This is a genomic window from Pedobacter sp. AC379, assembly GCF_979258145.1.
Map to the genome: position 1 here is coordinate 3,458,567 of NZ_OZ409839.1, position 23,542 is coordinate 3,482,108.

Below are 23,542 nucleotides of genomic sequence, written 5' to 3' on the forward strand. Positions count from 1 at the left end.
ATGAGGTTTAAACTTTTATTAAGTACATCATTTTTAATATTAACAGCTCACTTTGGCAGCTATGGGCAAGAAAATAACCATACTCTATGGTACAATAGAACTGCCGAAAAGTGGACGGATGCCTTACCCATAGGCAATGGCAGGTTAGGGGCGATGATTTTTGCCGGCACTGCTGTTGATCACATTCAATTTAATGAAGAAACATTGTGGACAGGTGCGCCAAGAGATTATAACCGAGAAGGTGCCTACCAATACCTGCCGGAAATTAGAAAACTACTTGCTGAAGGAAAACAGGCTGCCGCTGAAGCTTTAGCTCAGGAACATTTTATGGGCTTGCAAAGTAGTTCGGGAGATCGAAAAGTTTGGGTAAACGATATGAAAGCAAGGAAAGGCATCAAAGGAAATCCTTCACTTGCAAACTTCGACGACAAACTTTGGAAAAACATTAAAGTACCAGCTTATGAAGGTTGGGAAACTATAGGTTTAGCCAATTTAGATGGTGCAGTTTGGTTCAGAACAACATTTGATGTACCTGAAACATGGCTTGGAAAAGACCTCGTACTCGACCTTAACCGCATTCGCGATCAGGATTTTACTTACATCAATGGGGAACTGGTTGGTAATACAGACAATACAGAGCCAAGAAAATATACCATTCCTGCAAAACTGATTAAAAAAGGCAAAAATACAATTGCTATCCAGGTTTTAAATTATTTCGATAAAGGTGGTTTGGTCGGTTATAAAGACACCTCAAAAAAAATAGGGATTTACCCTGTAGGAACTGGCATAGATCAGGGTATTTCGCTTGTAAAGGAATGGAAATATTTAATTCAGGATGAAAATCCACCTGCTGTACCGCAATATCAGGGAAGTTATCAGCCTTTTGGCGATTTAAACTTATACTTTAAACAAACAAAATCGATTGTTACAAATTATAAACGGTCATTGGATATCAGTACAGCTGTGGCTAAAACTACTTATACTTTAAATGGTGTAAACTACCAACGGGAGTATTTCGCGAGTCAGCCAAATCAATCTATTGTTATTCACCTGACTGCTGATAAAAAATCGGCCATCAGTTTTGATGCAGAATTCTCCAGCGTTCATCGAAAATCGTCGGTTAAAACGTTGGGGAATAATGTAATTGCGCTATCGGTTAAGGTAAAAGATGGTGCTTTAATGGGAGAAAGCAGATTGACTGTGGTGATTAAAAATGGATCGGTTAAAGTCATAAATGGAAAAATAAGCATCAATCAGGCAGATGAAGTAACACTTTATTTAACTGCTGGAACTAACTTTATCAATGCTCAAAATGTTTCCGGAAATCCCGCAACTGCGAATACTAAAGCCTTAACCGGCTTAAAAGGTAAACCTTATTCTTTGATTAAGCAAAACCATATTAAAGAATACCAAAACTACTACAACACCTTTAGCGTTAATTTTGGTCGTTCGGAGAATGAAAGTTTACCAACTGACGAAAGATTAGCAAAGTTTGGAACAACTAGCGATGCTGCTTTTGCTGCTTTGTACATGCAATATGGGCGGTATTTGCTAATATCGAGCTCAAGGCCCGGTACACAAGCCGCAAACCTGCAAGGAATCTGGAATGATCTTTTAACACCACCATGGGGGAGTAAATATACCACCAATATAAATCTGGAAATGAATTATTGGCCAACAGAAATTCTCAATTTATCAGCCCTTAACGAACCTCTTTTTAGTAAAATTAAAGGATTGGCAAAAACTGGTGCTGAAACGGCTAAACAATATTACAATGCCCGTGGCTGGGTTTTACACCACAATACCGATTTATGGAACGGAACTGCACCAATTAACGCTTCAAATCATGGCATTTGGGTAAGTGGTGGTGGCTGGTTAAGTCAGCATTTGTGGGAGCATTACCAGTTTAGTAAAGATCGCAAGTTTTTAGAAACTGAGGCCTATCCATTAATGAAACAAGCTGCTTTATTTTATGAAGATTTTTTGGTTAAAGATGCTAAAACGGGATGGTTAATCAGTACACCTTCTAATTCGCCAGAAAATGGTGGTTTAGTTGCAGGGCCAACAATGGATCATCAAATCATCAGATCGCTGTTTAATAATTGTATTAAAGCATCAGAAGCACTTAACACAGATGCAGATTTTAGAAAAACATTAATCGAGAAAGTGAAACAGATTGCCCCGAATCAGATCGGTAAACACGGGCAATTGCAAGAGTGGCTTGAAGATAAAGACGATACCACAAACAAACACCGTCATGTTTCTCATTTGTGGGGTGTTTATCCAGGAAACGACATTACATGGGATGGCAATGAAAAAATGATGCAGGCAGCAAAACAATCGCTTTTGTATCGTGGAGATGATGCTACAGGTTGGAGTTTGGCTTGGAAGATCAATTTTTGGGCAAGATTTAAAGACGGCGATCATACCATGAAATTGGTAAAAATGCTGATGAAACCAGCCAATAACGGTGCAGGTTCTTATGTAAATCTTTTTGATGCACACCCACCTTTCCAGATCGATGGAAATTTTGGAGGTGCAGCCGGAATTGCCGAAATGATAGTGCAAAGTCATCAAGGCTATCTGGATATTTTACCCGCATTACCAAGTGCCATTCCACAAGGTGAAATTAAAGGACTACGCGCCAGAAGTGGTTTTGAGCTGAATTTAACCTGGGATAGGGGACAATTAACCTCATTAACGGTAAAATCTAGAACAGGAGGAAATTGCAAAATCCGTTACAAAAACAAAAACGCTAATATTGAGACAAAAGCAGGTGAAAGTTACCAATTGGATGGAGATTTGATAGCACGATGAATTCACTTATAAAAGCTAAAAGGAAGTGGAGGGATATTTTGCCAGTATCAGGCTGGTTTGAGCCCTCTTTGCGAAATTTCGCAAGTAGGAACGTGGAAAAAGGTATTTTACCCAGTAGCCTCGGATCATGTATTCACGAAACAAAATGGATTAATTTAAATCATTTATTTTTATATCTATTCTGTTTCCTCACATTATATGGGTCTAATTCCCTTTATGCGCAAAATCATAGCAGAAAAGACATTTTATTAAACTCAAATTGGCAAACCATTGCCGACGAAAAAAGCAGCAATACTTATGATGGTTTTCAGCAGGCCAATTATAAAACAACAGATTGGAAAACAGTAAATGTTCCGCACAACTGGGATCAATATGAGGGTTATCAACGGAAACTTCACGGCAATAAGCATGGTTATGCCTGGTACAGAAGAACCTTTAAAACGATTGAAATTAAACAGGGAAAACGCTTTTTTCTATATTTTGAAGGGGTAGGTTCTTATGCTACTGTTTGGTTAAACGGCAAAAAAGTAGGCTATCATGCTGGCGGCAGAACAACTTTTACATTAGATATTACCAGCGCGATTAAACTAAATAACCAGGAAAATATTTTGGCTATCCGCGCCGATCATCCTGCAAATATTCAGGATTTACCTTGGGTTGATGGAGGATGCTCTACCGAACGCGGTTTTTCAGAGGGTTCTCAGCCAATGGGGATTTTTCGCCCTGTTCATTTAATTGTAACCAATGATATTCGGGTTGAACCTTTTGGCGTACACATTTGGAACGATAATAAAGTTTCAGAAAAGGCAGCAATTTTAAATCTGAGTACCACAGTTAAAAATTACAGTCCGAAGCCTAAAAATATAGCCATAATCAACACGTTACTAGATAAAACCGGAAAACAGGTTAAAGAATTAAAGAAAGTAATAACTATCCTTAGTGGCAAAGAAATTCAAATTGATCAGCAAACAGATAAAATAATCAATCCTAAACTTTGGTCTTTAGAAAATCCATATTTGTACACGGTTCAAACTATCATAATCGAAAACGGGAAAATTGTAGATGAGCTGAAAACACCTTACGGTATCCGCTGGATCAGTTGGCCATCCTATAGCTATCGGATTGATAATCAGGCAAACCAAAAACAGTTTTTATTAAATGGAAACCCTGTTTTTATCAATGGCATTGCAGAATATGAGCATCTAATTGGTCAGAGCCATGCTTTTAGCAATGAGCAGATTAGTTCGAGGGTTAGGCAAATTAAGGCCGCAGGTTTTAATGCATTTCGCGATGCACACCAGCCGCATAATTTATTGTATTCAGATTATTGGGATCAGGAAGGGGTTTTATGCTGGACACAAATGGCCGCACATATCTGGTATGATACACCAGAATTTCGAAAGAACTTTAAAGCACTTTTAACCGATTGGGTAAAAGAACGCAGAAACAGTCCGGCTGTAGTGTTGTGGGGTTTGGAAAATGAAAGTACACTACCAGAAGATTTTGCTAAAGAATGTACCGAGCTGATTAGAAAATTAGATCCTACCGCTTCATCACAAAGAAAAGTAACTACATGCAATGGTGGTAAAGGTACAGATTGGGATGTGCCTCAAAACTGGACAGGCACTTATGGCGGCAATCCGCTCGCTTATGGCGAAGATTTAAAAAGGCAGGTTTTGGTTGGTGAATACGGTGCATGGAGAACAATTGATCTTCATACAACCGATGCCAATGGAAAAGGTTATACCGAAAACAAAATGACCGATTTAATGGAAACCAAAGTGCGCCTGGCCGAATCGGTAAAAGATAAAACAGCAGGTCATTTCTTTTGGTTATACAGTTCGCACGATAACCCTGGCAGGGTACAGGGCGGTGAAGGTTTGAGAGATCTTGATCGGGTAGGGCCTGTAAATTACAAGGGCATGTTTACCCCCTGGGAGGAGCCAACAGATGTATTTTACATGTTCAGGGCAAATTATGCACCAAAACAAACTGAGCCAATGGTGTACATTGTTTCACATACATGGCCAAACCGCTGGAACAAACCGGGATTTAAAGATAGTATTGTGGTGTATGCTAACTGTGATGAGGTAGAACTTTTTAATGATATAAACGGCCAATCTTTAGGCAGAAGAAAACGTGGCGCAATAGGCACGCACTTCCAATGGAATAAGCCAGATATAAAATATAACGTATTATATGCAGTAGGTTATGTAAACGGGAAAGCAGTTGCTAAAGATCAAATTGTATTGCAAAACCTGCCTCAAAGTCCAAATTTTAATACTTTAATTAATGATAAAAAATTAACCGTTCCTGCTCAGGGATATAATTATGTATATCGCGTAAACTGTGGCGGTGGCGACTATACAGATACCAATGGAAGCAAATGGTATGCTGACAGAAATTTAACCTCATCTAACAACTTTGGCTCAACCTCCTGGACAAAAGATTTCACGGGTATTCCTAATTTTTTTGCCAGTCAGCGGCGCACATTCCAACCCATTGATGGTACTAAAGATTGGAAGCTTTTTCAAACTTTCAGGTATGGCAGGGATCAGTTGAAATACCATTTTCCACTTCCTGATGGGGAATATCTGGTCGAACTTTATTTTATTGAACCCTGGATGGGGATTGGTGGAGGTTTTGATGCCAAAGACATGCGTTTATTTGATGTCGCTTTTAATGGTAAAACGGTTATAAAAGATTTAGACATCTGGAAGGCATCCGGAAGCAACAATTTATTAAAAAAAACGGTTAAAATAACTGTTAAAGGTGGCTTTTTGGATATTAATTTCCCGCATGTAAAAGTTGGTCAGGCAGTTATCTCAGCTATTGCAATTGCCAGTTTAAATCCGGCTATTAAACCTGCTGAATCAAGTAAATCACTTTTAGCAAAAATTAAAAATGCTGAACTTAACAGTTGGCTGGATATTGGAGATGAACAGTTTAAAGGTGAAAATTTAACATTTTCGGAACTTCCATCCAATTTATTCGGTGCCGAATGGTTAAAAGCCACCCGCGGGCAAGAAAGTATCGAATTTACCGCTACAGATAGTTTGGATGCTTTTATTGCATTAAACATAAATAGCAGCATACCACAGGGATTCGAAGCCACTAAAACTTCCCTAACAAATAGTAAGGATGAAATATTCCATCTTTATCGCAAACGGCTTATTCCCAATGAAAGAATTATTTTCGATAATAGAACTGTAACTGTTTTCGCACTGCCAATTACCCACTTACAACCCGCTTACGATTTAAAAACCACTACCACTTACAAAGCTACCGAGGGTATTTTAGCAGGTAAGGGTATAATGAAATCGATGCTTATGGATAAGGAACGTGTGGTTTTTAATGCTGTTGATCAGGGAAATTTAACCTGGCAGATTTCAGTTGGCGTTGCCGACACCTATTCCTTAACGATTAAATACCATAATCCATCCGAAAAGCCTTTAACAGGAAAATTAACTTTCTCTTTAGCAGATGAAACCTTGATGAAGACGGAAAATGTTGAATTTGCGCCAACCAAAACTGGTAAATGGAATTATTTGAGCACCAATACTGGGAGCATGATAAATGCCGGAACATATAAACTAAAATTGATTGCCATCGATGCTAAAGGATTAGCGGTTGATGCATTGGATGTTCAATAAGATAAGATTATATAATATGTGGCCAAAATCTTATATTAATGTAGATATTTAGACATGCATATTTGTTTTAACCAAATTAATAAACGAGCCAACAAATAATGAAAGGACTTCCTGTAGTCGATCTTGCAATTATCTTCATTTATCTTGTTGGAATGATATTAGTTGGGGTTTATTTTTCGAGGAAAAATAAAAACTCCGAGCAATTTACAAAAGCTTCGGGCCTGATCCCCGGATGGGCGATAGGTTTATCTATTTATGCAACATTTTTAAGCAGTAACACTTTTTTAGGCGTACCTGGAAAAGCTTTTGGTAGTAACTGGAATGCATTTGTGTTCAGTATTTCAATGCCGTTGGCCGCCTGGATTGCTTCAAAATACTTTGTTCCTTTTTATCGGAATACGGGTGAAATATCGGCCTATACTCATTTAGAAAAACGTTTTGGAGCATGGGCAAGAGTATACGCAGTGGTGTGTTTTTTGTTAACGCAATTGGCCAGAATGGGATCTATATTTTTTGGAATCGCTTTGAGTTTACAAGCACTTACAGGTTATTCCATGCAGATGATTATGATTGTAATGGGCATTTGTATCATTGTTTATACCGTTTTAGGAGGAATTGAAGCGGTAATATGGACAGAAGTGGTACAAGCTGTAGTGAAAACTTTTGGCGCATTACTGATTCTGTATTTAATCATTTCAAATATGCCGGGAGGGGTTTCGAAAATTGTAGAGATCGGACAATCGGCCAAAAAATTCAATTTAGGTAGTTTTAAGCTTGATTTTGTTGGTTCTTCGTTTTGGGTGGTGCTGCTTTATGGCTTTTTTATCAACCTGAATAACTTCGGGATGGATCAGAACTACATTCAGCGATACCATACAGCATCATCAAGTAAAGCCGCTTCAAAGTCGATCTGGTTATGCGTTTGGCTTTATATACCTGCATCCTTGCTGTTTTTTATTATAGGATCTTGCTTATATGCTTATTACGAGATTAATCCTGATCTGGTACAATCGATTAAACACCAGGTAGCGATTGAGCGTTTGCCTTTACATGCTTCGGCCGCTGAGGTTTTGAAGGTACAAAACGCATTACAACCAGCAGATTATGGTGATAAAATTATGCCCCATTTTATGGTCACTAAAATTCCGATAGGATTGGTTGGGTTGATTGTTTCGGCCATTCTTTCAGCAGCAATGAGTACCATCAGTTCTGGGATGAATGCCTCGGCTACGGTATTTTCGGTCGACATTTATAAAAGGTATTTTAAGCCGGGTATCACCGAAAAGCAGAATTTATCACTTTTGCATTTGGCAACTGTTGGCTTTGGCTTACTCGGTATGATTGCCGGCATCGCCATGATTGGAGTAAAAAGCATTTTAGACGTTTGGTGGGAATTATCGGGGATTTTTGCCGCAGGAATGCTTGGTTTATTTCTCCTGGGGATTATCAGCAGGCAAACTAAAAATCACGAAGCCATCACTGCAACTATAATAGGAATAGCCGTAATTATATGGATGACATTTTCTTCACTTCTTCCTCCGGAATATGAAGCTTTTAGAAATCCCTTACATAAAAATATGATTATCGTGATTGGCACTTTAACCATTTTTTTAACAGGACTTTTCCTGTCGAAAATTAAAAAACAAAAAACTAAAACCGCCCATTAAGATTCTTTTAGAACTTATCCAGGCAAATTATATAGAAAATTTTACCATATCATATTATAATGGAAAACTCACAAAAAGGGTTCATCCCGGTCATGCTTACGCCTTTTTTAAATAACGGGAACATAGATTACCCGGCGCTTACACAGTTGACAGAAATTTACCTGCAAGCTGGCTCATCGGGCTTATTCGCAAATTGTTTATCGAGCGAAATGTTCGAGTTAGATGATAAGGAAAGAATCCAGGCTATAAAACATGTAATTAAAGTAGTTAATGGAGCAGTGCCGGTTGTTGCTACCGGAACATTTGGAGGAGAAATAACTAAACAGGCAGATTTTGTAAAAGAAGTAAGCGATACAGGTGTAGAGGCGGTAATTGCCATTACCAGCTTGTTGGCCGATGAAACGGAATCTGATGAGATTTTTAACGAAAGGGTATTTGATCTTTTAAACCAAACAGATAAAATTCCATTGGGATTTTACGAATGCCCGGTGCCTTATAAAAGAGTATTGAAACCACAACAATTGGCCGATTTCGTATCAACTGGAAGGGTAATTTACCATAAAGACACCTGCCTGGATCTGAATCAGATTAAAGAAAAATTGAAACTGACAGAAGGCAGCACATTTGGATTATATGACGCTTATATCGTTCATGCGGTAGAATCGTTAAAAGCTGGTGCATCTGGTTTATCATGCATTCAAGGAAATTATTTTCCAGAATTAATTGTTTGGCTGTGCGACCATTACAATGATGAAGCTTTTAAAGATGAAGTACAGGTGGTGCAACAATTCTTGATTGATAATATGGATGTAATGCATAATGTTTATCCTGTGGTTTCGAAATATTTTCTGCAAAAACGCGGACTCAATATTTCTACTTTTACACGCAGAAATGTAGGTTCATTTACGCCAAGTGTAGTAAAAGAGGTAGAAACTTTGTTTGATGATTATACCTTGCTTCGCAATAATTTGAATATTAAGGTTTTTATATAAGTTTTTGTCGGTTCGTCATCCTGAACTTGTTTCAGGACCTAATTATTGCTGATTTCTTGCTTATTCATCTTCTTTTAACGCGTTCTTCATCCTGAACTTGTTTCAGGACCTAATTATTTATGATTTCTTGCTTATTCATCTTCATTTAGCGCGGTCGTCATCCTGAACTTGTTTCAGGACCTGATTATTGGTGATTTTTGCTTACTCATCTTCTTTTAACGCGGTCGTCATCCTGAACTTGTTTCAGGATCTAATTATTGGTGATTTCTTACTTATTCATCTTCTTTTAACGCGGTCGTCATCCTGAACTTGTTTCAGGACCTGATTATTGGTGATTTTTGCTTATTCATTTTCTTTTAACGCGCTCGTCATCCTGAACTTGTTTCAGGACCTAATTATTGCGGATTTCTTGCTTATTCATCTTCTTTTAGCGCGGTCGTCATCCTGAACTTGTTTCAGGATCTATTAATTCAAATACTTCCTTTTATAATCCAAAGGTGTCATTCCGGTAACCTTTTTAAAGTGCCTGTAAAAATTTGAAACATTATTAAAACCGCAATCAAAGCAAATCATTTCGGTGGGTAATTTGTTCTCAATCAGGAAACGGCAGGCATGGCTCACCCTTATTTCGATCAGAAAATCATAAAAGGTTTTCTTTGTCATTAGCTTAAAATACCTGCAAAAAGAAGTCACGCTTAAATTACTTAATGATGCTACTTCTTCAAGTGTGATGTCCTTTTTATAATTGCTCAGCGTATAATTGCAAATTTTATTAATGCGGAGTGTTTCAGATTCATTGCTTTGATAAAAGGTATTTTTACTCGTTACAATGGTAGCATATTCATCCGTTTCGGCCAAGGTTTTTAAAATGGATAACAAAATGATAATGCGGTCTAAATTTGTCGCATCTACAGCAGCCCGCATTAAATCAACCAGTTTGTCTTTGGCTTTGCCTTTTATCACCATGCCACTTTTCGCTTTTTCAAATAACTTCGGAATCAGGTAAGCTTCAGGTAAAGTAAGCATGTATTTGCCCAGGCAATCGGGTAAAAAATGAATCACCATGGCTTCAGTGGTTAAATCTGGATTATTTTGAAAATACTCATCTTTACAGCGCCAGGTATGTGGCAAGTTCTCACCTAAAAGCACCATCTCATCAGGCACAAAATTGCTGATGTTGTCGCCAATAAATCGAACGCCTTCACCTTTTATTACATAATGCAATTCCAGTTCAGGATGGTAATGCCAGATGTTACCAAAATCAGGTTTGATATCATGCCGGATGCTAAAGGAACTTTGTAAGGTAATCGGAACTTTATGAAAATGAGGTTTCATGTTACTTGTAAATATTTGGTTAGTGCTGTATATATTGCGATATAAATTGTACCACAGCGGGTTAAAGTTAATTAGTTTAATGATAACATCCTATATTAATTTGATAAAAACCATTAGAAAATTGTGTTTTTCATTGTTGAGTTTTGTATATAGCCTTATAGGCTTAACCAAAATATAAGCTGACGAATTATTTTTATATAAATAATTTGTTCATTAATAAAATATGAGACAGGGTAAACAAGGAGAAATTCTATTGGTTTCTAGCGGGGATTTAAGGCTTTCGGCAAATCAAAACTGCTGGCCTGCCCAATTGGAAATGGAGCAAAAACTAACTAAAGCAATCGAGCAGTTTGGTTGGAAGGTTAAACGCGCCCATCCTTACAATTCAACAAAAAAACATGGCTTTATCGATTCGCAAAGAATGGGTATGGATATTTTTCGCGATATCGATCCTGAGCAGCCTTTAATTGTAGCAGAAAGTGTTTGGCAATACTCTCATCACGTACTTGCTGGGCTTACCACGCACCGCGGACCTATTTTAACAGTAGCAAACTGGAGCGGCCAATGGCCGGGTTTAGTGGGCATGTTAAACCTGAATGGTTGTTTAACCAAAGCAGCTATCCCTTACAGCACTTTGTGGAGTGAAAATTTTACTGACGACTTTTTCACTGATGGATTACAGGAATGGCTATCTACAGGTAAAGTTAGCTACGATCAAAGCCATGTTAAAAGTTTTGCCCTCAGTAAAATTCCAACCAGTGATGATAAGATAGGAAGAACTTTTGCCAGAAATTTAAAAGCACGCAAAGTAATTATGGGCGTGTTTGATGAGGGTTGCATGGGTATGTACAATGCTATCATTCCCGACGAACTGCTTCATAAAACCGGATTCTTTAAAGAACGGTTAAGTCAATCAGCACTTTACGCATCCATGTTACAAGTAACAAATGTAGAAGCTGAGTCTGTTTTAGACTGGCTTTTACAAAAGGGAATGACTTTTAACTGGGGCACCAATGAAGAAACCGAGTTAACCAAAAGACAAACCCTTGAACAGTGCAAAATGTACATTGCAGCGGTAAGAATTGCTGATGAATTTAGCTGCGACACCATTGGCATACAATACCAACAAGGTTTAAAAGATTTAACCGTGGCCAGCGATTTGGTAGAGGGTTTATTAAATAATGAAGACCGGCCACCTGTATTTTCTATAGAGGGGAAAGCGCTTTATCCCAAACGCGCAATACCACATTTTAACGAAGTTGATGAATGTGCCGGTTTGGATGCTTTGGTAACCTATAATCTTTGGAAAGAATTGGGCATGACTGGCGAAAACACTTTACATGATATCCGTTGGGGCGAATATTATAAAAATGAGGAAGTAGATGGCTTTGTATGGTTATTCCTGATTTCGGGCGCAGCACCATCAGCACATTTTATTAATGGTTATGCAGGCGCAAGCAGCGATAGGCAACCTGCCATGTATTTCAGGTTAGGTGGCGGCTCGTTAAAAGGAATCAGTAAACCCGGTTTTATTGTTTGGAGCCGTGTATACATTATGGATAATGAAATTCATTGCGATTTAGGTGTTGGCGAAGTGGTAGCTTTGCCTGAGGAAGAAACAAAAAGACGATGGGATGGAACAACACCTGAATGGCCAATTATGCACGCCATTTTAAAAGGAGTGAGTCGCGACCAGTTGATGGCCAGGCATAAAGCCAACCACATACAGGTAGTTTACACAAATTATGAAGCCGGAGCACATGAGGCTTGCAGGATAAAAGCTGCTGCATTAGATGAACTTGGCTTAAAAGTACATTTCTGCGGAGATGTGAACCTTAATAAAAAAAGAAATTTAATTTAAAATTAGCAACATGAAATCATCAATTTTAGCCTTACTGTTAACGTGTTCGAGCATTACGGCAATTTTTGCGCAAAATAATACCCCAGCCGATAAAGAGGCTTATACCAAAATGACTACTGAGCGTTCTGCTAAAATTGTGACAAATATAGGTATTACCGATGCCAAGAAAACTGAAAAAGTTACCGGGATTATCAGGGATCAGTATAGTGCGTTAAACGATATTTATGCTGCAAGGGATATTCGTGTTAAAGAGATTAAAGAGAAAAACAAAGAAAATAAGGTAGCGCGCGACTCGGCCCTTGCAAAAGATGCCCGCATTGTAGAAACATCGCTTGCAAAACTCCACAAAAAATACATCAGCAAATTGTCTGCACAATTAACAAATGAGCAGGTTGAACTTGTTAAAAACGGCATGACTTACAATGTACTGCCCATTACTTACAAGGCTTATCAGGAAGAAATTTTAACATTAACAGATGATCAGAAAAAACAAATTCTAACCTGGTTAACCGAGGCCAGGGAGCATGCAATGGATGCAGAATCATCAGATAAAAAACATGCCTGGTTTGGTAAATATAAAGGTAGAATTAATAATTACCTATCTGCTGCTGGCTACGATTTGAAGAAAGAAGGAGCAGAGTGGGAGAAGCGAAGAAAAGCGAAAGCACAAGTAAATTAGTATACATAATGGAGCAGATTTGAATGCTCCATTATTTTTTTCTTTTTTATTTAAGAATATTTCATTTATATATGAATTTTATTGTATCTTGTTTAAAGAAAATAACGCATTAAATAGTTAATAGTTAGTGTATTACATCCTTTGCTAAAATGATATAATATTTAACTGTTTATTAATAAAATACCCATATTCAAGGTTATAGTAAGCCCTGAATTATACTTTCTAACCAAAATTAAATTTTATAAAAAAAAAAGATATGAGAAATCTAAATTAAAAAATTATCGTTCGCCGAAAATTTAAAACGCTATCCGATTCTTTGCCTAACTAGCAAGCTTTATGAGCAAAAAGAATCCCAACTAACACCTCCTTAACCGGAAAATTTTATTGGATAAACTTTAACTGGCAACATCAAGCTTGCCAGGTATGGATATGTTACTCTTTAATAAAGCAAATGCTGCTCGATTAAGGATAAAATAAATCTAATTAGTATAAAAAACTAACCAAATAACAAATATGAACTTAAAATTTTTACGAAAAACCTCATGGGTTTTAGTGCTCATGTTATTCACATATACCGCTGTTTTTGCCCAACAAAAGCAGATTACAGGTAAAGTGGTAGACAAAAAAGATGGGCAGCCCGTTCCCGGAGTTACCGTTGGGATCCGCGGTAAAACCAATAATGTAAGCACCAATGATAAAGGTGAATTTGCTTTAATTGCAAATCCTGAAACAGATGCACTTGTATTTTCTTATGTAGGTTATGTTAGACAGGTAATTGCACTGGCAGGTAAAACCAATATAAACGTAAGCTTTGTAGAAGATAGTCAGAGTTTAGATAATGAAGCGGTTGTTGTTATCGGTTACGGAACGAAGAAAAAATCAGAAATTTTAGGAGCTGTAGCAACCATTAGCGGGGCTGAACTTCAGGATATTCCTGCGCCAAATTTAGCAGGAGCATTGAGAAACAGGATTGCTGGTGTTGGTGTAAGTCAATCTTCAGGTAGACCGGGTTCGCCAATAACATTAAATATTAGAAATTCTACCACCACTACAGCAGCGGCTGGTACCACTGATGAACCCCTTTATGTTGTAGATAATATTACGGTAACAAGAGAGGCTTTTGATAATATTGACGCCTCAATGATAGAAAATTTAACATTTTTAAAAGATGCCTCAGCTGCAATTTATGGCGCAGCCGGTGCTAAAGGGGTTGTACTGGTTACAACGAAAAAAGGTAGAATAGGCCGACCAAGCATCACCTACAACGGCTATGTGGGCGTTTCTGATGCGATTAAAGTTCCAAAAATGTTATCTGGTTATGAGCATGCCTTATTGTTAAATGATACCTTCCGCTCACAAGGTGCTGCTGCATCGGAATATTTTGCTCCTGAGGATTTGGAATATATCAAAACGCTGGATTATAAAAGCTGGTACGATGAAGTTTGGCAAGCAGCTACTACACAAAGACATAACATCGGTATTTCTGGCGGGAGTGATAAAATTACCTTTTTTGCTGGAGGAAGTTACCAGGGAGAAAATGGAAACTATGCAGGGATGAAGTTTAATAAATATTCATTTAGAAGTGGTGTAGTTGCAACATTAGCCAACGGTTTAAAAGCTGATGTAAACTTTAATGTTGATTATGGTACGAAGGAACTGCACCATAATGCACAAGATAATGATGCTCCCTTTTTTGAAAGGCTGATAACTGTTCCAAGATGGGTTCCGATTAGTATTGATGGTAAATTTGTAAATTATAATGTTAATGGGGTTAACACCAGTAATATCAACCCGTTAGCTGTTTCAGAATCTGGTTATTACAATAATGGATCCAATAAATCTTACCGAATCAATGCGGCATTAACATATGAGCCAACTTTTTTGAAAGGTCTTGTAATTAAAGGCCAGGTTTCTCAATCAAGTGGCTCATCAAAAAATACACAATATATACCACCTTTTACACTTTACAATTTTGCTAAAAGAGGTAATAACCTCGAATTGTTCACCAATCAATCACCGGTGGGTACTGCGGCCACCTTTCAGCCAACAAGTGCAGCTAATTCAAGTTATACCCCAGGCTTAATTGATAACAACAGCTATCAGTTTTTTCTAACGCTTCAATATGCAAAAACAATTGCAAAACATAGTTTTAGTTTTTTAGCTGGTGCGGAGCAAAGTGAAGGCAATTCACAAAATTCAACTGTACGTTACACCAATCAGCTCATCCCAGGTGTTGATCAATATTTTGCTTATGATATTAATACATTGGTGGCATCAAACTTAGATAAAACAGCAGTTTCAAAGCGTTCTGGTTTTGCTCGTTTTAGTTATGATTTTGATAAAAAATACCTCATCGAAGGTATCGCCCGTATTGATGCTTCATCTAACTTTGCATTGGGCAACCGTTGGGGTGTATCGCCAAACATTGGAATAGGATGGGTGGTGAGTCAGGAAAAGTTCTTTAAAAACAGCAATGCGCTCAGCTTTATCAATTTCCTTAAATTAAAAGCAAACGTTGGTATTACTGGTGATGACCGTGTTGGTGTACGGTTATGGCAAGATCGTTTTCAGATTGATGTAACCAATGGATACGTGTACGGCAATGCTAATTCGAACAGTTTAAACCGTTCACGTTTGGCAAACCCTGAAATTACCTGGGAAAAGAAACGAACAATAAATGTTGGTTTAGAAACTTCGATGTTTAACAACAAATTGGATATTAGTATTGAGGCATTTCAAAATTATACTTACGATGGTTTTGAGTTGGGTGCAAACAATCAATATCCACAATATTTTGGCACACAAGCACCAGTATTAAACTACAGGCAACTTTATAACTGGGGTTCTGAGTTCAGTATTGGTTATAAAGCAAAACTTGCTACAGATTGGAACCTAAGCGCGAGCATGAATTTTTCTTATGGAAATTCTGTTACAGATAGAATCCTCTACACACCAGGAAACTTAATTAACAACACCTTTCCTAACTTACAATTATTCGGTACCGACCCACGCAAATACAATACAAGCAACTACGGTTTAAGAAACCTGGGCATGTTCAGAACGCAGGGAGAAGTGGATGCCTGGATGGCAAAATATCCGAATTATAGGGTTTACGATAGAATTCCACAACCCGGATGGTTATATTATGAAGATACAAATGCTGACGGCGTAATCTCAGATAGTGATTTATCTCCTTTGTACAATAACACAAATGCATTTTTTGCTTCTGGTATTTCCTTAAATTTAACGTATAAAAACTTCAGTTTAAACACCAATATCAATGCAAGGTTTGGTGGCAAAATTTTCTACGATAGCAGAGCAAGAACAGCACCCTCAAAAACTAGAAATACTTTAACGATATGGACAGATCGTTGGACTTTAGAAAATCCAACAGAAGGTAAATATCCTAGGTTTGATGATCCATCATTAGGCATAAACTCTGATTTTTGGGCTGTTGATGGCACCATGATCCGGATCAATACCATGACTTTAAGTTATAAGGCACCTAGTGCGTTTGCAAGCAGATTAGGAATTGGTGGAGCCCGGATTCTACTTACAGGAAATAATCTTTGGACCATTGTAAATCCTTTACCATATAAAGATCCATACACCTCAAGTGCCTGGGATTATCCAATGTTGAGAACGATATCATTAGGATTGAGTGTTAACCTATAATTTTTTGAGCAATGATTAATCAATTAAAAAACAATATAAAAAAGGCCATAGCTATTTTAACATTAGCTGCACTTTTACCCGCTTGTGTAAATAAAGATGAGTTTTTCTTACTGCCGGATACTGGCGGTATCGATCAGGCCATTTGGGATAATGATGGTTCAGTACAGTTACACCTTAACAGGGTGTACGATGTAGCCATGTATCAATTTCCTTTGCAACTGGTTCCTGATCGTTATGGTGTTCATTATGCAAGTGATGAAAATTACTTTCCGGATGGTGATGCAAATGCAAAAGCAGCACTCGGGCTGCAGGGTGTGTTAGGAAATAATGATGTGAGGTATACCGGTAATACCTATGGTGGTAACCCAGGCCAAAATAAATACTGGGATATTGCCCGGTGTAATGATGCAATTGCCAATCTTCCAACGAGTACAATGCTCACGCAAAAAAAGAATGAATTGCTTGGGCAGTATTATGCGCTTAGAGCAATTACCTATTTCGAGCTGGTTAAGGTTTATGGCGGTGTTCCACTTCCGTTAAAACCGCAGGGAGATGATACCATTTATGATGAGGGCAGAAGGCCTGCCAAAGAATGTTTTGCAGCAATATTAAGCGATTTAAATAACGCAATTATTCTACTCGAAGGTTTTACACCAAATGATGCCGATGGCAGAGGTAAAATTACTAAACTAATTGCTACCTGCCTAAAAGCGAAAGTGTTATTGTATTGGGCCAGTCCGCAGTTTAACCCCTTAAATGATGCAAAGCACCCTTACCAGGCATCAAGATGGGCTGATGCTTTAACGGCCAATAAAGAAGCTTATGATATGTGTGTTTCGGCAGGTAAAAAATTAATGCCGAATTATTTGGATATTTTCCGGGTAGAAGGTACCGCCAATACAGAAGCAATTCTGGTTAGAACCTATTCAAACACCATACCAAACAGGGGCAATGGAACCGAACAACGTGTTAGACCATCATCTGAAGGTGGAAGTCCGAACACGTTTTATATGCCAACTACAAAAATGTTGGATGCTTATCCAATGAAAGATGGGAAACCATTAAATACCTCTACAGCTTTTCCATATGATGCTACCATGTTCTGGCAAAACAGAGACCCAAGGTTCGAAGCTACTTTTGCCACAAACGGATCGGTATATCCTTTAAGCGGAAATGCAAATAGAAAACAATGGACTTACAATTTAGCTACCGGAGAAAGCAGTGGAAACGCTGTATATGTTAAGCGTTTTTCTACACCAACTTTAACAGCAAGTGCATCTGTTTACAATAACTCTATCGGAGGCGGAAGCGGGATGGATTGGATTGAGCTTAGATTTGCTGAAGTAATGTTAAATTATGCAGATTGCTTGAATGAAACAGGAAATATTGCTGGTGCAAAAGACCTGGTACGACAGATCCGCACGAGAGCTGGGGTAGTAGCAGGCGATTCTGATTATGGACTTGCCTTGGCTGGCAGTACGCCACAATTGCGCAACTTAATACTGAATGAAAGACAAATTGAATTCGCTTTCGAGAACAAACGTAATTCAGATTTAAGAAGATCGCGCACCATGCATTTGTTAACAGGGAATATGGCTAAATTGGAAGTGCAGCTGGTAAATCCACCATCAGGATCAGATCAAAAAGATAAAAAGGTATTAGAAGATCCAACAGTTCCAGGAGGTACAACATTGTTCAGAGAAACTTTAAATATTAATGATAAAGCCACTTATACCAAGTATTTTAAAAATGTGGTGGTTACAAATACAACCTATCTACCATATAATGTACCCGAATTTCATTATTTCTATACCTTCCATAATGATTTTGTAAGTTTTGGCAATAAAATCCTTCCTACAGTTGGATGGGCTGGTGGCACATTTGACCCGCTTGATTAATATTAAAGAATAAATGTTCAGTTGATCTGATTAAAAATTAAAATAATGAAAACTAAATATATTTATAAGGTACTCATTGGCCTGTGCGTAGTTTTTTGCGCATCCTGTAAAAAAGAGTCGGCAAACATATTTAATATGTTCGAAGATGTAACAGTGACTTTCAACAACAGCGATCCACGTTGTGTTACCGATTATAAAGTAATTAACGACAAGGAAGAGGTATGGATTGATTTCACCTTAAATTCTGCTAAAGAGGATATGTATTCTTATGTGTTTGAGGTTTCTGCAGGTACACAACAATCTACACGTTATACCATTGCAATTACTGATCCTACCCAACGCAGAAATTTTTCGGCAGTGATTAAACTTCCAAATACAACTTTTCCGGCAGCAGCGCTTCGTGATGGTAAACAAAGCTATCGCATTTGTGCTTTGAACGAAAAAGGAGTGTACATTGGTGATGGATACAAAAAAGTAACCGTTGATGTAAATCCAAGTTTTATGATTTATGCAAACAGAGATATCTTTTTACCGGATACTGTTGCCAAATCATTACCGAGCTTTTTTTCACTTACCGATGCAACAGGTTTTAGTTACACAAATGCAGCAGCAAATGCGGCTAAGATAGATTTTGGAATTTATAGAAAACCAGGTTCCAATTCAACAGCTCAAACGCCAACCTGGGTGGTTAATTTATATTCTCCAAGCGTAGCTACAAATCCACTAACGGTTTATGATATTAGTGGTTTTAGCCCAAAAAGGACTACTAAATTTAGTCAGCCGGTTACCGGGCAGGCTACTGCCTTTCTTACAACGGCCATTTCGGGTTCTTCTATAGAAACCCTGGCCAAAGCAAGGGCAATTACATTTAACGAAACTACTCAAACACTTCCTGCTAATGGTATTGCAGCGGGTAACGCCGTGTTTTTTCTAACGCCAGAAGGTAAATATGGTATGATGTATATTAATGCAGTTACTGCTGATCTGCAAAAAAGGCCTTACGTTAATGTGAGTATAAAAGTTCAACGGTAAAATTTAAAAATTTTATGTATTTGGTTTAAAAAGAGAGCAGAAATGCTCTCTTTTTTTTTGGGATAAGCATTTTTTGGGAGCTAGAATAAAGGTATTTATGAATAACCCTGCAAGTGTTTATGTAAATATTTCCTTACCAAAACCTTAAAATAAACGTTAAAACAACGTTTTTTGTGTAATAATAGAGTAGCGAACAAAATTCTACAATATTTTTATTTAAATATTATATTTATATATGAATATAATTTTTACCTTGTATCTCGGTTATTGTTCAGCATAAATCAGAAAGATTGCGTTTTATTCAATGATAATATGATACAATACCTGGCCAAAATTATACATGAAATAGTTTAATATTACGTGCAATTTTGAATTATAATATACTTTCTAACCAAAAATAATTATTCAGATCAAAATAAAGAATGAGCCAAATTTCCCATTTTACATTAATTTTTCTATCAAAGTTAATGACTTAGTTTTTCATTAAGCCATATACATCAGGTGAAATACCGAGTATTTCATTTACAAACCGTTAACGCCCTCCACTTAAAAAGTTTACAAGTTATTACATCAGTATAATTTTAGCATTTAAAAATGTTGAGAAAAATTGTAGTGTAAAATGGCAGGTTAAATCTGCCGCAAATTGAGTTGAAACTAACCAAATATTAAGATGAAATTAAAATTTTTACGCAAATTTTCATTGTCATTGCTAATTATGATCTTAGCAAGCACTATAATTTTTGCTCAAGACAGGAAGGTTACCGGTAAAGTGGTAGATCAGGCCGACGGCCAGGGAATCCCTGGAGTAAACGTAAGTTTAAAAGGCGCACCAAGTAATGTAAGTACAAATTCAGATGGGGTTTACACCATTCAGGTAAAATCCAATGCCGATGTACTTGTATTCTCTTACATTGGTTATACCAGGCAAACCATACCTGTTGGTACACAAAATACCATTAATGTCAAACTTGTTTCAGACAATAAGAATTTAGAGGATGTAGTAGTGGTAGGTTATGGTACCCAGAAAAAAATAACACTAACGGGAGCTGTTTCAACAGTGAACATGAAAGCCATTGAAGATGTGCCAGCCCTATCATTAAGTGCGGCATTGCGCGGAACTGCTCCTGGTTTAACCGTATCAGGAGGTACACAGCGGCCTGGGCAGGGAACTACCATTCAGGTGCGTAATCCAATTGTATATTCTAAAGACAGTCAACAAGGTACAAATCCAATATTTGTAATCGATGATGTAATCAGAACACAATCAGATTTTGATCTATTGGATCAAAACGTGGTAGAAAGTGTTTCTATCCTAAAAGATGCAGAGGCTGCCATTTATGGTGTTTCTGGTGCCAACGGTGTGGTAATTGTTAGAACCAAAAGAGGAAAATTAGGTGCACCACGCATTAATTTTAGCAGTTCGGTAGGTTTCTCGGATGCAACACAATTACCCAAAATGATGTCGGGTTTAGAATTAGGGAATTTTGTAAACGATTATTTGAATGCACAGGTTTATCAGCAAACAAGTGCAGGAGTGCTTACCAATAAAATTGTAAATGCCAATGGTTATATCGAAACTGCTGGCGTGCCTGAGCTAACCAGGACCCTTACCCAATGGAATACACCCGATGAATTGGATTATTATTCAAAAAACAACCATAACTGGCTTGCAGATGCATTTAAAACCTCAAATCTCTACCGTCAATCATTAAATATTAGTGGTGGTACCGATAAAGTGACATATTTTGTTGGCGGTGATTATGTTACGCAAAATTCAAACTTTAAAGGGGTAAACTCGAGTAAATATGGTTTACGCGCAAGTATCGATGCTAAATTATCTAAACGTTTAACGGTTTCAGCTTCAGTAAGTGCTGATGTATCCTCTTCAAGAAGTTATTATTATAAATTAAATGGTACTTCAGAGAGTTTAGATAACGATGTGGCAACATTACAGAACATTAATCCCTGGTCTGAGTACTTCATTAATGGCAATCCTGTAGTTTTAGGAGCCAGTAATACCGGAGGTTTGGAGAACATCAATTTCTTCCTAATTCAAAACTCAGATAATTTTACAAGTTCAAAATCTTACGTAATGAATATGTTAGGCAAGGTTACTTATGAAATTCCCGGTGTTAAGGGTTTAACGGCAACTGCCACCATCAATAAAAATATTAACAGTTCTAACGGTAAACAATACGGAACAACTTTTAACTATTATAAGTATTCTGGCTTAGGGGCTAACAACCACATTCCGGGAGGCACGCTTCAAGGTGTTTTTCCAATCAAAAATGGCGATAGAATCAGGCTGAATCCAATATTTGCAGATAATTATCAGTTAAATGCTGGTTTAAACTATAATCGTTCATTCGGTAAACACAACATTTCAGCATTAGCCCTTTTTGAACAAAGAGAACTTTCATCAGAAGGCGTTGCAGCACAAGCCGAAGGCATTGTTGCGGGTGGCTTGCCTTACCAAACCTTTACGGTAGGCACACAAACATCAAATCAATCTGGCCAGGTAAGTGAAACAGGTTTTCAATCTTTAATTACCCGTTTAAATTATGATTACGACAATAAGTACCTTTTGCAACTGGTTTACCGCAGGGATGGAAGTTCGCGTTTTGCCCCGGGTCATAATTGGGGTGGCTTTCCTGCAGCATCAGCTGGTTGGGTAGTTTCTCAGGAAAAATTCTTTAAGGATAATTTCAAATTTATCGACTTATTTAAACTAAGGGCTTCAGTAGGGTTAACCGGTACTGATGCAACTAAAGCATATCAATACCTGCCATCATATAATTTAGGTACAGGAAGTAGCGGCGGTGCTGTTTTTAATGAGATAGACAGAAGTATTGCGATTAGAACGAATATTGCTATTCCGAACGAGCTGGTAGTGTGGGACAAATACCTGAAAACCAATTATGGCTTCGATTTGGGTATTCTTAAAAATAAATTAACCATTTCTGGAGAGTATTTCTGGACACACGGCTATGGCTTATTGTCTACCTTAACCTCATCTGTGCCTGCACTTATTGGGGCGGCGGTACCAACAGAGAATTTTGCTAAAGCAAACATGTTCGGTTACGAATTTAGCGTTTCTTATCGCGATCAGGTAGGTAAATTCAACTATAGCTTAACTCCTTTTTATACCTGGAGCGATAATCGGAACATAAAGTATGATGTTTCTACAGCACAGTTAGGCACGATAGACGATAATACAGGATACTCAAGTGATAGAGGTTATATTGGTTATAAATCTTTAGGGATCATCCGTACGCAGGCAGAAGCTGATGCAATTATTGCACAAAGAATTAACGGATCGGCGGTGCAAAACGATCCTAAAAAGGTCAAAGTACTCAATGATATTTTGCAACCTGGAATGATCAATTATGAAGATGTTAACGGTGATGGTATTATTGATACCAAAGACAGGCAATTTGTTAGCTCCAGACAAAACAACCATAACAATTTGGGGCTAAACTTTAATGTAGGTTATAGTGGCTTAAGTTTAAATGTGGTAATGGGCTTATCATGGGGTGGTAAAACAAGTATTGGCGGCTTAAAACCGAGTGGTACAAGCCCATCGGTATATGGCAACAGGCCAGCCTATTGGGCCGATCATTGGACACCTGCCAACCCTAATGCCGCTTATCCAAATCCATACTTTACCAGCATTTACGAAAATACCGATTTTTGGCTGGTATCTGCCACGCAGTTTAACATTACCAATGCCAACCTGGCCTATACAATACCTAGTAAGTTAACAGAAAAGCTTGGTATAGCAAGTATCAGGGTATTTGCACAGGCTACAAATCCTGTTCAGTTTATTAATCCATTTCCAGGTAAATACAGAGATTTCTCAAGCCCGGTGGGTACATACCCAACGCTTAAAACATATTCATTCGGTTTAAATGTTGGCCTTTAAAATTAATTGTC

11 protein-coding genes are annotated in these 23,542 nt (G+C 37.7%); 10 read left to right on the forward strand and 1 reads right to left on the reverse strand.

Annotation, left to right across the window (positions count from 1 at the left end):
• The 4 genes from ACZZZW_RS15220 (at window position 1) to ACZZZW_RS15235 (ending at window position 9,129) form a co-directional block, all read left to right on the forward strand.
• Window positions 1–2,817 carry a glycoside hydrolase family 95 protein gene (locus tag ACZZZW_RS15220; RefSeq protein WP_463494619.1) on the forward strand — a complete coding sequence of 939 codons (2,817 nt, stop codon included), beginning with the start codon at window positions 1–3 and terminating at the stop codon, window positions 2,815–2,817.
• Complete coding sequence (locus ACZZZW_RS15225; protein ID WP_463494620.1) at window positions 2,814–6,470, forward strand: malectin domain-containing carbohydrate-binding protein; 3,657 nt, start codon at window positions 2,814–2,816, stop codon at window positions 6,468–6,470. Before ACZZZW_RS15220 ends, ACZZZW_RS15225 begins: the two co-directional genes overlap by 4 nt.
• Before the next feature lie 98 nt (window positions 6,471–6,568).
• Window positions 6,569–8,137, forward strand: coding sequence for a sodium:solute symporter family protein (locus ACZZZW_RS15230; protein ID WP_463494621.1), 1,569 nt, complete (start codon window positions 6,569–6,571; stop codon window positions 8,135–8,137).
• A 59-nt stretch (window positions 8,138–8,196) separates the two neighbouring features.
• Entirely contained in the window at window positions 8,197–9,129 is a 933-nt protein-coding gene (locus ACZZZW_RS15235; protein ID WP_463494623.1) for a dihydrodipicolinate synthase family protein, read from the forward strand.
• 465 nt (window positions 9,130–9,594) lie between these two features.
• Here ACZZZW_RS15235 and ACZZZW_RS15240 read toward each other — a convergent pair whose 3' ends face one another.
• Window positions 9,595–10,464: an AraC family transcriptional regulator gene (locus ACZZZW_RS15240; RefSeq protein ID WP_055906843.1), complete on the reverse strand. Its 870-nt coding sequence runs from the start codon at window positions 10,462–10,464 to the stop codon at window positions 9,595–9,597.
• Between the two features lie 223 nt (window positions 10,465–10,687).
• On the opposite strand from ACZZZW_RS15240, the gene ACZZZW_RS15245 reads away from it, so the two are divergent.
• From ACZZZW_RS15245 to ACZZZW_RS15270, 6 genes are all read left to right on the forward strand, one after another.
• Window positions 10,688–12,325 (forward strand): fucose isomerase, encoded by a 1,638-nt coding sequence (locus ACZZZW_RS15245; protein WP_463494625.1) that lies wholly within the window; start codon window positions 10,688–10,690, stop codon window positions 12,323–12,325.
• A gap of 10 nt (window positions 12,326–12,335) precedes the next feature.
• Window positions 12,336–13,004, forward strand: a complete 669-nt coding sequence (locus ACZZZW_RS15250; RefSeq protein WP_463494627.1) for a DUF3826 domain-containing protein — start codon at window positions 12,336–12,338, stop codon at window positions 13,002–13,004.
• A gap of 513 nt (window positions 13,005–13,517) precedes the next feature.
• Entirely contained in the window at window positions 13,518–16,679 is a 3,162-nt protein-coding gene (locus ACZZZW_RS15255) for a SusC/RagA family TonB-linked outer membrane protein (RefSeq protein ID WP_463494629.1), read from the forward strand.
• 11 nt (window positions 16,680–16,690) lie between these two features.
• Complete coding sequence (locus ACZZZW_RS15260) at window positions 16,691–18,577, forward strand: RagB/SusD family nutrient uptake outer membrane protein (RefSeq protein ID WP_463494631.1); 1,887 nt, start codon at window positions 16,691–16,693, stop codon at window positions 18,575–18,577.
• Between the two features lie 45 nt (window positions 18,578–18,622).
• A complete protein-coding gene (locus ACZZZW_RS15265; protein ID WP_157255373.1) occupies window positions 18,623–19,609 on the forward strand; it encodes a hypothetical protein in 987 nt (328 codons plus the stop codon).
• Window positions 19,610–20,279: 670 nt separating this feature from the next.
• Window positions 20,280–23,531 carry a SusC/RagA family TonB-linked outer membrane protein gene (locus ACZZZW_RS15270; protein ID WP_463494634.1) on the forward strand — a complete coding sequence of 1,084 codons (3,252 nt, stop codon included), beginning with the start codon at window positions 20,280–20,282 and terminating at the stop codon, window positions 23,529–23,531.
• The last annotated feature ends 11 nt before the right edge of the window (window positions 23,532–23,542 follow it).